The organism is Paenibacillus sp. FW104-T2, from assembly GCF_058789975.1.
Genome location: NZ_JBYTCE010000002.1, coordinates 218,157 through 230,634 on the forward strand (window position 1 = coordinate 218,157; position 12,478 = coordinate 230,634).

Sequence of the window (12,478 nt, forward strand, 5' to 3'; positions counted from 1 at the left end):
GTCGATGCGATCTTTTTTTATACCCTTTTGAGCCCTATGGAATTGAATTTCCGGGCCTTTCGGGTTCATAAACCGAAATTGTACATAATACATATCAGGAGACGTCTAGTTGCCTCAGGCTGTAAGTTAGGAAGACATGAAACGATGGTGTATACTATCCATAGGCATAAATTACCTTTATCTTGCGGAACTCGAAGAAGCAAAAATAAATTTCTTTTGATGGAGGATCAGCATATGTTGAAACAACTTCAGTCTTACCAGGTTTTACAGGAACGCAGGATGGAGGAACTGAAATCAGATGGTTATCTGCTTGAACATAAAAAGTCAGGTGCCAGAATTGTCGTTTTATCCAATCAGGATGACAATAAAGTGTTCAGTATCGGGTTTAGAACCCCTCCGAGTGACAATACGGGCGTACCTCATATTTTGGAGCATTCCGTACTGTGCGGATCCAAGAAGTTCCCGGCAAAGGACTCCTTTGTGGAGCTGTTGAAGGGTTCACTGAATACCTTCCTGAATGCAATGACGTACCCGGACAAAACGATCTACCCGATCGCCAGCCGCAATGATCATGACTTCCACAACTTGATGGATATTTATCTGGATGCGGTACTGAACACCAACATTTATGAGAACGAGAAAATATTCCTGCAAGAGGGCTGGAACTACAATCTGGCCTCGCCAGAGGATGAATTGACATATAACGGTGTGGTGTACAACGAGATGAAAGGGGCATTTTCATCACCGGAGCGTGTTGTACGCAGAGCCGTCCTGAATTCACTTTTCCCGGATACTACCTATTCCTGCGAGTCTGGAGGCATTCCGGATGAGATCACGGATCTGACCTACCAGGGCTTGCTCGATTTCCACACGAAATACTATCATCCTTCGAACAGCTACATATACCTGTACGGTGATATGGATATGGAAGAGAAGCTGAAATGGTTGGATGAAACCTACCTGAACCAGTACGATCGTATCGAGACTGACTCGGAGATTGGAGTACAGGAAGCCTTCAGCGAGCGGGTGGATGTGGTCAAAACCTATTCGGCGGGAAGTACGGAGTCGGAAGTGGATAACAGCTTTTTGACGTATAATGCCGTCATTGGAACCACGCTGGATCAGGAACTGAATATTGCCTTTCAAATTTTGCAGTATGCCCTTCTGAGTGCGCCAGGAGCCGTTCTGAAGCAGGCACTGCTGGATAAGGGGATTGCCAAAGAAGTCTATGGCTCGTATGACGACAGCTTGTATCAGCCTGTACTGACCATCGGTTTGAAGAAGAGTAACCTGGAGAGCAAGCAGGTATTTTTGGATACAGTGCAGGAAGTGCTTCAGCGTGTGGTGAAGGAAGGAATTGATCCCAAGGCGCTGCTTGCGGGAATTAACTCCTATGAATTTAACCATCGTGAAGCTGATTTTGGAAGAATGCCGAAAGGGCTCATCTATGGCTTCTACACGCTTCAGAGCTGGCTCTATGATGATCAGGCGCCATTTGCACACCTGGAGGCCAATGACGTATTTGCAACGCTGCGAACCAAAATGAATGAAGGATACTTCGAGCAGTTGATTGAGCAGTATTTGCTGCAAAATACACATACCTCATTTGTTGCCGTGACTCCGGATAAAGGGCTGAATCAGCGGAAGGAAGAGGCGCTGCGTACCCGGTTGAAATCGTATCAGTCCAGTCTAAATGAGACCGAAATCGCAGAGTTGGTGCAAAAAACAAAAGAGCTTGCGGATTATCAAAATGAGCCTTCGACCAAAGAACAACAGCAGGTTATCCCGACCTTGTCGATTGAAGATATCGAACCCAAAGCATCGACCCTGTACCAAACCCTGAAGACGGTAGAGGGCACAACGATCCTGCATCACAATCTATACACCAACGGGATTGGTTATCTGAAGCTTTTATTTGATGTCAAAGAGATCCCGCAGCATCTGCTGCCTTATGCCGGTCTGCTGAAAAGTGTACTTGGTTATGTGGATACGAAAAATTTCTCATTCAACGAGTTATCCAATGAAATTCATATCCATTCAGGCGGAATCAGTGAAAGCGTAGGTGCGAGTGCTGATGCGAAACAGTACAACGCGTACCGGGCTCACTTTGAATTCGGAGCGAAGGTTTTGTACAGCAAGCTGGGGTTTGCGTTTGACATGATTAAAGAGATCATTCTGACTTCCCGGTTCGACGACTCGAAGCGCTTGTATGAGATCATTTCCCAACTGAAGGGACAATTGCAGCGCAGCTTGATCAACAGTGGACATTCTGCGGCCATGGGCAGATCTTCTGCCAAACATTCAGCAGTGGCTGCCTTCCGGGAAGCTGTGAGTGGAATCGCCTTTTATCAATGGATTGAAGAGCTCCAGGCGAACTATGATGAGAGAAAAGAAGAGCTTGCCACTCGTCTTCAAGAATTGACTGGCATGATCTTCAGACCTGAACTGCTGCTTGTCAGCTATACCGCAGATGAGAAAGGGTATGAAGGATTGGAGCAGCAGGTGTCTGACCTGAAATCCAAGCTGTATACACATGATGTGGCGAAGGAGCATGCTGAATTCCAAGAGGTCTATCATAATGAAGGCTTCAAGTCACCTTCGGAAGTGCAATATGTTGTTCAGACGGGCAACTTCCTCACCAAGGGCTTCCAGTATACAGGCTCGCTGCGGGTTCTTCAGGGGATCTTGTCTCTTGATTATCTGTGGACGAATATCCGGGCCAAGGGTGGTGCCTACGGCTGCATGAGCGGTTTTAGACGGAATGGAGACAGCTATCTGGCCTCATACAGAGACCCTAACCTTGAGAAAACCTACAAAGTGTATGAAGACATTCCGCAGTACTTGCAAAATTTCAAAGCGGATGAACGTGAAATGACGCGGTATATTATCGGTGCCATCCAGGATCTGGATACCCCGAGAACACCATATTCGGAAGGGAACTTCTCACTGGAATGCTATTTGTCCAACGTTACCGAAGCAGATCTTCAACAGGAGCGTGATGAAGTGCTGGGTACAACGGAAGCTCATATCGTTGATTCGGCTGCCCTCGTATCTGCAATTCTGGAACAAGGAAATCGCTGCGTTGTCGGCAACGAAAGCAAGATCGAAGAGCAAGGCTTCCTGTTCGACGAAACGCTGGATCTGATTAAGTACTAAATGCAGAAGTAGTGTATGGGTTTTCGCAAAATGGATGCATGAACATAAAACGTGTCCCCGGTTGGCTTAGCCATCTGGGGGCTCGTTTTTTTAGTTTATAGCTCATGAAAATAGCTTATAGAATAATCAGAGGACCAGTCAGAGTCTGAGCAGATATGCCCCTATAGCACATTTCTGGCCTGCCGCCCGGAGGTATGTTAAAATGATGGATAGTCTATGAGCCTTGAATCAGGCTCAACACAAGGGCAGCCAGAGGTTTCTGGCAGCACGGGTATGTTGTCATCAGGGAAAGGAGCCCATACATATGTTTGAAAACGATTGGGACACAGTTCTTAGAGAAGAGATTGAATCGGAGTATTTTAACGATATACGTTATGCATTAGCGGGAGAATACAAAACACAAACGGTATATCCTTCCAAAGAAAATCTGTTCTCCGCGCTCAAACTGACCCCTTATCACCAGGTCAAAGCGGTCATTCTGGGTCAGGATCCATATCACGGAGCTGGACAGGCCCATGGATTAAGCTTTTCGGTCATGCCAGGTGTACGCATTCCGCCTTCGCTGCTAAATATATATAAGGAACTTCATGCAGATCTGGGATTGCCAATTCCCAAACACGGGTACTTGGTGCACTGGGCGGAACAAGGTGTGTTGCTGCTTAACAATGTACTTACGGTACGCGAGGGCCAGCCGAATTCTCATCAGGGGCTGGGTTGGCAAAAGTTCACTGATGCGGTGATTCGTGCCTTGAATGAACGCTCGGAACCGATGGTGTTCATGCTGTGGGGCAGTCATGCACAGAAAAAAGGAGCCTTTATTGACCGGGACAAACATCTGGTGCTGGAATCAACACACCCCAGTCCACTTGCCGCACATCGTGGTTTTCTGGGCAGTCGGCCCTTCTCCAAAGCCAACGACTTCCTGACCTCCAAAGGTATTCAACCGATTGATTGGACTATACCGGAAAACTAGATAAGCGGAGGTGAGGACATTGCGGCATTGGGTTGGACGAAAAGTAGCAGTATATCGGGCAACAGGAATAAGAGAGCCACTGAAGGGAACCCTGGTAGAGTGGGATGAAGAATCGGATTGTGTACGAATCGGACCGAAGCGGATCAAGGTGTCGTTCGACAATATCGCAATGATCAGACCTCTGCCCGAAGAGAGCCTTCCTCTGAAGAAAGCACGTTCTGAGGTGCATAAGGTCGGATATGTGATGAAAAAGGCCATTCAATTTGACAATGCCATCTATTTTAAGTCACAGGTCATGATATGGCGGCGGGCCAAAATTGTAGCCCTGTCCACGACGATTCTTCGTCATGATGAAGATCAGGTCGAGCTTGCAGATGGGCGGTTGCTTCGCAAGGACAAGCATATGTTTGTAGTGCGTACCAGACGGGGCATACGCTAATATGGCACGTATATTTAATATTCATTTCATGTAAAGATCATATAGATTTAATCTTCGGCCTTTATATTAAATGTAACAACCCCTTCTAAATGATGTGTAATAACATGGGAACCCGGCCGGCTGCAAACGGTCGGGCTTTTTTTGTCTCCAGACAATATGAAGGGGTAACATAGCAATGACATTCTTGTTATATACTAATGAGATAGACAACAAGAAGGAGTGAAGCCCTTTGAAACGTATATGTGTTTTTGCAGGTTCCAACCCCGGGAATCATCCGGACTATACACAGCAAGCCATCAACTTGGGCAAGCAAATAGCAGATAACGGATTCTCCCTCGTATATGGCGGGTCGTGCATGGGATTAATGGGTGCGGTGGCTGATGCAGCTCTGGCGAATGGCGGAGAAGTCATTGGCGTTATGCCCACCGGATTGTTTCGTGGGGAAATTGTGCATGGAGGCCTTACACAGCTGATTGAAGTAGGGACAATGCACGAGCGTAAGGCAACAATGGCGGAACTGTCGGATGGATTTATCGCCCTTCCTGGTGGAATGGGCACCTTTGAGGAATTGTTCGAAGTGCTGTGCTGGGCTCAAATCGGTATTCATCGTAAACCAGTTGGTTTATTGAATGTAAACGGTTATTACGAACCTTTGATGAAACTGGTGGAGCATAGTGTCCATGAAGGATTTTCGAATACTTCTCATCTCAGCCTATGGAGTCTTGAATCCGAACCGGCCGAACTGCTTGCGAAGATGTCGGCTTACGTTCCCGCACAGTTGACTCAGAAATGGACTCAGCTTAATGAACAAAAGTAATCCAAGTTAGGGGTTGACCACCGGCATCTGCGGAAAACTTTCCGTTCTGCCCAAGCAAATTGCGGCCCGAGACATAGTCTATAGTGTACTTTCTTAAGAGGGGAGTGTCACTCATGAGCGAAATCAAAGGCACAGGTTACGGGTATGGATACGGAGGCTTCGGCGGCGGAGCATGGACATCTACAGGCGCGATTTTGGTACTGTTCATTCTGCTGGTTATCATCTCCCGCACCTTCATTCTGTAATTCGGTCAGCCATTCCCGGGTGGGAAGGCTGGATCTGAAGCGAACCGAATGAGGAATAAGCCTTTCCGAAGAAACGCCGGCAGCTGTCGGCGTTTCAGGGGAACGGTTTTTTTGTTTTTCCTGCGAAGAAATGAATTAGAACTTAAAATAAACAAACCCTGCTCCTGCATGACATTTAGGAACAGGGTCAACCGTCTGGCATACAGAGCTGTTCTACAAGTTGCACTGGTCTATACCACAACAGCGGTCTCGTCTGGTATACTCAGTGATTTCCAGGCGATATATAGCCCTATGGCAGCTGCGATCAAGGAGAGAATGGCAGCGACAACAGCCAGCTGATCCAAGGTTCTGGAAGAGATGTAATTTGTGTTCCGCTGATTCGACGCTGTTTTTTTGCTAGACTGGTTTTTGATGTGCACAGAGGGACTGAAATGCCTGGAAGCCGACTGTGACTGGGAGATGCGAGAGCGCGGGGGAAGGGTCTTGTTCCTTAAGGGCTTCAATAGTCAACCTCCTTATGACGGAGTACGGAACTTCTATCGCTCATACTATGTTATGTCGATTTGCAGATTGAGTTCGCAAAAATGAGTGAATCCCCAATCTGAATGGACATCTTCCCCAAACGATCTACGTCCAATATGGAATCGAACATGCATTAAACGTTCTGTTAATACGGTTATGACAAACCGGTCGTATATTGGAATTGCTAGATTTGATGTGCGAATACAGGAGGTGCTGAGGAATGGCGATTGAAATTATTGCGCATAGGGGAGCTTCCGCCGTCTGTCCCGAGAATACAATGGCTGCGTTCGAACGTTGTCTGCAGCTTGGAGCCACGGGTATTGAGACGGATGTTCAGATGTCCAGTGATGGCAGATTGGTACTGATTCATGATGAGACATTGAACCGGACTGCAGGTGCATCCGGCTGGGTTAAAGATACAACATACGAGCAATTACGCAAACTTGACGCAGGTAGCTGGTTCCATGCCGATTTTGCCCAAGAGCGAATCCCTTCACTGGAAGAACTGTTTGAACTCGTGCGGGGAAAAAGGATTCTGCTTAATCTGGAACTGAAAAATGGAATTGTTGCTTACAAGAGCATGGAAGAAAAGATTGTGCAAGCCATTCGAAATTGGGATTTGGAACAGCAAGTGATCCTTTCCAGTTTCAATCATGCATCGTTGGTGAAGTGTAAACGTATTGCTCCCGAGATTCGGACGGCACTTCTATACATGGAAAAACTTTATCGTCCTTATGACTATGCAGCCAAACTGGAGGCCTCGGCACTGCATCCATATAAGCTGGCTGTAACACATGAGGAAGTAGCTGCTGCGCAGGCTCAGGGAATTTCGACACATCCGTTTACCGTAAACGATCCTGCAGAGATGCAAGCATTGATCCAGATGGGTGTGGAAGCGATCATTACGGATGTTCCCGATGTACTGGCCGCATTGATTGGAGTACATAGCCGTTAACAAAAAAACACAAGCTGCACCTGAGCCCTTATGCTCGGTGCAGCTTTTTTGGTTCTAAAAAATGTTTAATGCAATAAACTTGTCCCATTTGTCCATTGCCAGCGAGAGATTGTTGACATACAATGATGTATGGGAATGAGAATCAATATCATTAAAAGAACGGCAATAACAGAGAGGTGATTGTTATGTACATAGGATTGGTCTACTCCACTCATAACAAGGGTGGGCACATATGAGTTCGAAGGCTTCATCGGCAAGTCATAATACGGAATCTCCGACAGCCAAAATACATACTCGTCCCTGGGCTGCTACCTTGATCCTGACTGGTGGTCTCGTACTGCTCGCCCTGGGTATGGCCTTGTCCATTTCTTTTGGTGCCGCAGATATTAAACTCGGTGTAGTCTGGCAAGCCATCTTTAACTTCAACCCGGATCTTACCCCGCATCAGATCATCTGGGAAATTCGATTGCCGCGTATTCTTGGCGGGGCGATGGTTGGTGCCTGCTTCGCTGTAGCTGGTGCAATCATGCAGGGGATGACACGCAATCCACTCGCAGATTCGGGCTTGCTTGGGCTGAATTCCGGGGCAGGATTTGCCCTGGCTGTGTGTTTCGCTTTTTTCCCTGGTATGCCGTATATGTATATCATTATGTATTCCTTTATCGGGGCAGGGCTTGGCGTACTGCTTGTATACGGATTCGGAGCAGCGTCCAGATCCGGCCTTACGCCTCTTAGACTGGTGCTCGCGGGAGCAGCGGTATCCGCCATGTTGTCCGCACTGAGTGAAGGGATTGCATTGTATTTCAAAATTGGACAGGATCTGGCCTTCTGGACAGCGGGAGGTGTTGCTGGTACAAAATGGTCTCAACTTGGGGTCATGTTCCCCTGGGTCCTGGCTGCACTCATTGTAGGCTTGATTATTTCTCGTTCGATCACGCTTCTTAGTCTTGGCGAAGAGATTGCCGTCGGATTGGGACAGCGTACCGGCTTGATTAAGCTCGTTGGTCTTATCGTTGTGCTTATTCTTGCGGGTACGGCTGTATCCGTGGTTGGTGCTGTAGGTTTCGTTGGACTTATCATCCCCCACCTTACACGTAAAATCGTCGGGGTTGATTATCGCTGGATCATTCCATGTTCCGCTGTCATGGGCAGCTTGCTGCTGGTATTCGCCGATCTGGCAGCACGCATGATTAATCCGCCATACGAGACACCAATCGGTGCTCTGGTTGCCTTGATCGGGGTACCGTTCTTCCTCTATCTGGCCCGTAAAGAAAGGAGGTCTCTGTAATTATGGGATCCTCAACTCTCACTGGTGCTGAGCGCAAAAAGAGAACGAAAAGCACCATTGTTATGATTGTACTTGGTGCATTGATTATTGCTGCATTTATGATTAGCATGAACACGGGGTTCACGAAGCTGAGCCCTTTTGAGGTGCTGCGTACGTTATTCGGTGGGGGAACTCCGAAGCAGGAGCTCATCCTGTTTGAGTTCCGTTTGCCCCGGATTGTAATTTCAATCATGGTCGGTGCCGGGCTTGCATTGTCCGGATGTATTTTGCAAGGCGTGTCCCGTAACGCACTGGCGGACCCGGGGATACTTGGGATCAATGCAGGAGCGGGGCTCGTCGTAATGCTATTTGTATCCTTTTTCCCTACAACAACGGCGGCCCCTGTATTTTTACTGCCGATTCTTGCCTTGATTGGATCCAGTTTTGCCGCCTTTCTCATCTATGTCCTTTCATACAAGAAGGGAGAGGGCATTATGCCTACCCGTATGCTTCTTACAGGAATTGGGGTAGCTGCCGGAATCAGCTCCGCTATGATTGTGCTTACACTTCGGCTCAGTCCGGAGAAGTATCAGTTTGTGGCGACATGGATGGCAGGCAGCATTTGGGGATCAAACTGGAAGTTCGTAACGGCATTGCTTCCATTTTTAATTGTTCTTATTCCGGTCGTTCTATATAAGGCGCGTGTACTGAATGTCCTGAACCTTGGGGACCAGACCGCCAGTGGACTTGGTGCATCGGTTAATCGTGAAAGACTCATCCTGCTTGCTGCTGCCGTAGGTCTTGCCGGGTCCTGCGTATCTGTCAGTGGCGGAATTGGTTTTGTAGGTCTGATCGGACCGCATCTGGCCAGACGCCTTGTGGGTCCGAAGCATCAGTTTCTTTTACCTGCATCCGCTTTGGTCGGTTCTCTTCTTGTTCTCATTGCAGACACGCTGGGCCGTGTCATTCTGCAGCCTTCCGAGATTCCGGCGGGAATTCTGGTTGCCATCCTTGGGGCCCCATACTTCCTCTATCTATTGAGCAGAACCAGATAGAGCAATTTACATGGTAACAGAACGTCTTCATTGGGCTCGCATGGGGCCGGGTGAAGGCGTTTTTGTTTTAATTCATATGGATGTGATTAATGTACCGGAGAAGGGCGAAATATAATGGATAAGCAGGTAATGATTCTTCTACATGATAAGTTGGGATTATATACGAAGGAGGCGGACAAGATGACGCAAATTCTTGGCACGTGGCTGATATTCCTTTTGCTTCTGGTCATCCTGTATCGAGGCATTAAAAAACTGTCGCAATCGCATCAAAAGCCGGTGTTCAGACGCTGGGGCGGTTTGATGGCCGTATTATTTATCGTGGGGGCGGTGCCCTTGGGCTTTGCTTTTTATACCGAGTTAACCGATGAACGGCTGGATGCCAATATCGGGCTGGGAATCGCCATGCTTTTTGCCTGGGGCTACTGTGTTCTGCTGTGTTGTGCAGGTCTGATCATTTGGGGAAGGGTTGCATACAAAAGATCCCAAAGAAATTGATCAGTAATCATGCTCTTCTTTTGCAACATCGTGTAGTGGGAAGCCGTCTATTATCAGAGAAATAGATTACACTACATGTTGCCTATAGAGGGGGAATGGAAGTGGCCAGTCGTATGATCGTTCTTATGCTGCTCATCATCTTAATTCTTACAGGGTGTTCGGCACAGGTTCAGAAGGAAGGGAAACCGCCGCGAACAGATGCTCCAAAAGAGAAAGGGTTTGCCGGCTATGTGGTGGATCGCAAAGAGAATTCCATCCTTGTTGTGAATCCCGAACATGAGGAAATCGGAACGAATGGAGAAACCCGTAAGTATTATCCGGCAAAATGGTTTTCCAATGTACCTGATTCTCAGATTGGTACTTATGTTGAAGTCTGGACGGATGGAAGTCCGGAGGTTGAGCCTTATCCAGGTCGTGCAAGAGCAGAGTCCATTGCAGAGTATGCTGCGGCAACGCCCGATGGCGCGAAGATCAGTGAGGCGGACGCAATTCGCGGCGGAATTTATTCATCCGATGGTAAGGAGATAAGTTTGCCGGTCATTGAAGACGTTGAGTTTCATGCCGATAAAGGAATTTGGACGGTTCGCATGCGGGATGCCATGTCAGCGGATGATAATCAGGCCCAGATTGAACTCGAAGTCCGGGATGTGGAGCCAGTGGAATCGGTGCAAGAACAAAAAAGTGAATGAAGCACAAAAAAACAAAAGCCCTCAGATCTGCTTATCTAGCAAACGAGGGCTTTATATGTTATGACATCATCATGCTTTATCAATCCGCAATATTCCCCGCCATTTTCAGACGACGTGCAATTTCTGCGAAGTCCTCATGTGAAATGCCTGGGGCGAATTCTTCTTCCACCGCAGGGGCTTCGGGAATCGGAAAGCCTTCTGGAACACCTTGAATGACTTCAAGTGGTTGTCCATCTTCAGGGTGTGTTCCTTTCCAGATTTGGCTGATGGCATTAAAGTCTTTATCGCTATACGTGTACAGCTTGGTGTGTACGCCTTTTTCTTCATATTTACGGGCCTCGGTGAACGCCTTGTTGTCCAATGAAGGAATAGGAACCAGCTTGGTCACGTTCACGCCTGTTGCAATTTCCAGCGCTTTGGCGTAGGCCACGACGTGTACGCCGCCGCGTACAAGCAGGAACCCAACCACTTCCCGGGCAGCAGGGTGGTCCGTCATTTCGTATACTTTCATTTTATGTGTACGTGCGCCGCATTCGAGGAAAAAGTTATGCAGCAGGTCCTCAACCAGATTACCACTGTTGAACACATTTGCACCGGTCCATGGGTTGCCCATAGAATCAAAAGGCATGGCGCCTTGGGCCCCAGCCAGGTAATGATAGGATAGACGTGCATCCTTCACGGAACCAAGGGGTGTATCATCGGGTTCTTTATAGGCGGTAGAACCTCTGAGACATTGGTTTATCCCGTGAGACACCAGCTCCACGTGACCCAATTCTTCGGCTGTAATACTCATGACGAGGTCGTAGAAGGGCTTCAATTTTTCCCTGGAGCGAAAATTAAACGATTGGTAGAGGTAATTGTTCAACGTTGACATCTCTCCGAATTTGCCGCCTAGCAGCTCCTGTATGGATGCGGCTGCATTGGGATCGGGCTTCTCGACATTGGGAATTTCAATCAAGATTTCATCCATTCGTTTGAACATTTACATATAACCTCCTCGAAATGGGTGTTCAGATCATCCTTCAGTCTATCAAGGCCTATTACACATAGAATGGGAGAATCAAACCGCATATAGCATATTTGGGGCTAAAGACGTATATATCCGATTCAGGATCTAGTTTCCATTGAGAGTGTATTAGGGTTACAATTAGAGTCATTGAGGATTTTCGCTGAGGGCAATGAAAAGGAGGACAAGTTTTGCTTAAACGTTGGCTTATCGCTGTATTTACGATAGGTATACTTTTACTTCTTCATGTGGAGCAGGTCTCTGCTTATGTTCATCATGAAGTCGAAGTGGATCAAGAAATGAGGGAAGCCTTAAAGAAAAAGTATGGGCTGGATACACCGTCCAATCCGGACCCCACGAATCATTTATTGTCAGGAGACTGGGGAATAAGCTTCAATCCTCCGATGGATCGGCATCAAACAATCCTTCAGATAATTCGCTGGGTGCAGCAGCCTATACGGTTAATCATTCAACTGATGGTGTAAAATATATCTCCCATGGGCAGGCTAACGGAAACAAGCCCCAAGGAGTGATTAACATGAGATTACTTATCGTTACACTGATGACGATTATGCTGAGTTTGTCGGGACTAGTCACGAGTTCAGCGGCTCCCGTTCCAGATTATGCGAAGTGGGGAATCATCGCGGTAAAAGAAACGCAGACCAAATATAATGTGGACATTCTGGATTACAAGCATATTGGACGTACATCGCTGACAGCCAACCAATCCCGGGAGCAGTTTAAGTTATGGGTGCGGGGCAAGGATGGCAAAGAGTTTGCTGTGTATGTCAATGTAGATTTTAATCCGTCTACGCAGCAGTTAAAAAAGGTGCAGTTCAGTGAATCGGATCGACACTAA

At 47.5% G+C, this 12,478-nt stretch carries 14 protein-coding genes; 12 read left to right on the plus strand and 2 right to left on the minus strand.

What is annotated here, in order from left to right:
* Nucleotides 1-234 precede the first annotated feature (234 nt).
* From AC3WQ3_RS03760 to AC3WQ3_RS03780, 5 genes are all read left to right on the plus strand, one after another.
* Nucleotides 235-3,156: an insulinase family protein gene (locus AC3WQ3_RS03760; RefSeq protein ID WP_492471486.1), complete on the plus strand. Its 2,922-nt coding sequence runs from the start codon at nt 235-237 to the stop codon at nt 3,154-3,156.
* A gap of 304 nt (nt 3,157-3,460) precedes the next feature.
* Complete coding sequence (gene ung / locus AC3WQ3_RS03765) at nt 3,461-4,129, plus strand: uracil-DNA glycosylase (RefSeq protein WP_127537819.1); 669 nt, start codon at nt 3,461-3,463, stop codon at nt 4,127-4,129.
* A gap of 19 nt (nt 4,130-4,148) precedes the next feature.
* A complete protein-coding gene (locus tag AC3WQ3_RS03770; protein WP_127537820.1) occupies nt 4,149-4,568 on the plus strand; it encodes a hypothetical protein in 420 nt (139 codons plus the stop codon).
* A 229-nt stretch (nt 4,569-4,797) separates the two neighbouring features.
* Complete coding sequence (locus tag AC3WQ3_RS03775; protein ID WP_336780600.1) at nt 4,798-5,385, plus strand: LOG family protein; 588 nt, start codon at nt 4,798-4,800, stop codon at nt 5,383-5,385.
* Between the two features lie 113 nt (nt 5,386-5,498).
* On the plus strand, nt 5,499-5,630 hold the full coding sequence (locus AC3WQ3_RS03780; protein ID WP_217506391.1) for a YjcZ family sporulation protein: 132 nt from the start codon (nt 5,499-5,501) through the stop codon (nt 5,628-5,630).
* A 230-nt stretch (nt 5,631-5,860) separates the two neighbouring features.
* On the opposite strand, the gene AC3WQ3_RS03785 is transcribed toward AC3WQ3_RS03780, so the two are convergent.
* Entirely contained in the window at nt 5,861-6,133 is a 273-nt protein-coding gene (locus AC3WQ3_RS03785) for a hypothetical protein (RefSeq protein WP_154895332.1), read from the minus strand.
* 239 nt (nt 6,134-6,372) lie between these two features.
* On the opposite strand from AC3WQ3_RS03785, the gene AC3WQ3_RS03790 reads away from it, so the two are divergent.
* The 5 genes from AC3WQ3_RS03790 to AC3WQ3_RS03810 all read left to right on the plus strand — a co-directional run bounded on the left by AC3WQ3_RS03790 (nt 6,373) and on the right by AC3WQ3_RS03810 (nt 10,613).
* Nucleotides 6,373-7,107 carry a glycerophosphodiester phosphodiesterase gene (locus AC3WQ3_RS03790; protein WP_492471487.1) on the plus strand — a complete coding sequence of 245 codons (735 nt, stop codon included), beginning with the start codon at nt 6,373-6,375 and terminating at the stop codon, nt 7,105-7,107.
* Between the two features lie 232 nt (nt 7,108-7,339).
* Nucleotides 7,340-8,395: a FecCD family ABC transporter permease gene (locus tag AC3WQ3_RS03795; protein WP_336780603.1), complete on the plus strand. Its 1,056-nt coding sequence runs from the start codon at nt 7,340-7,342 to the stop codon at nt 8,393-8,395.
* 2 nt (nt 8,396-8,397) lie between these two features.
* Entirely contained in the window at nt 8,398-9,429 is a 1,032-nt protein-coding gene (locus tag AC3WQ3_RS03800; protein WP_492471488.1) for a FecCD family ABC transporter permease, read from the plus strand.
* A gap of 114 nt (nt 9,430-9,543) precedes the next feature.
* The gene (locus AC3WQ3_RS03805; RefSeq protein ID WP_492471489.1) at nt 9,544-9,924 is read left to right on the plus strand and encodes a hypothetical protein; all 381 of its coding nucleotides are present in this window, start codon (nt 9,544-9,546) and stop codon (nt 9,922-9,924) included.
* 101 nt (nt 9,925-10,025) lie between these two features.
* On the plus strand, nt 10,026-10,613 hold the full coding sequence (locus tag AC3WQ3_RS03810; RefSeq protein WP_492471490.1) for a DUF3221 domain-containing protein: 588 nt from the start codon (nt 10,026-10,028) through the stop codon (nt 10,611-10,613).
* Nucleotides 10,614-10,692: 79 nt separating this feature from the next.
* On the opposite strand, the gene AC3WQ3_RS03815 is transcribed toward AC3WQ3_RS03810, so the two are convergent.
* Nucleotides 10,693-11,595: a manganese catalase family protein gene (locus tag AC3WQ3_RS03815; protein WP_492471491.1), complete on the minus strand. Its 903-nt coding sequence runs from the start codon at nt 11,593-11,595 to the stop codon at nt 10,693-10,695.
* A 215-nt stretch (nt 11,596-11,810) separates the two neighbouring features.
* Between AC3WQ3_RS03815 and AC3WQ3_RS03820 the strand changes: the two genes are divergently transcribed.
* Complete coding sequence (locus tag AC3WQ3_RS03820) at nt 11,811-12,104, plus strand: hypothetical protein (protein ID WP_336780608.1); 294 nt, start codon at nt 11,811-11,813, stop codon at nt 12,102-12,104.
* A gap of 53 nt (nt 12,105-12,157) precedes the next feature.
* Nucleotides 12,158-12,478 carry a DUF3889 domain-containing protein gene (locus tag AC3WQ3_RS03825; protein WP_336780609.1) on the plus strand — a complete coding sequence of 107 codons (321 nt, stop codon included), beginning with the start codon at nt 12,158-12,160 and terminating at the stop codon, nt 12,476-12,478.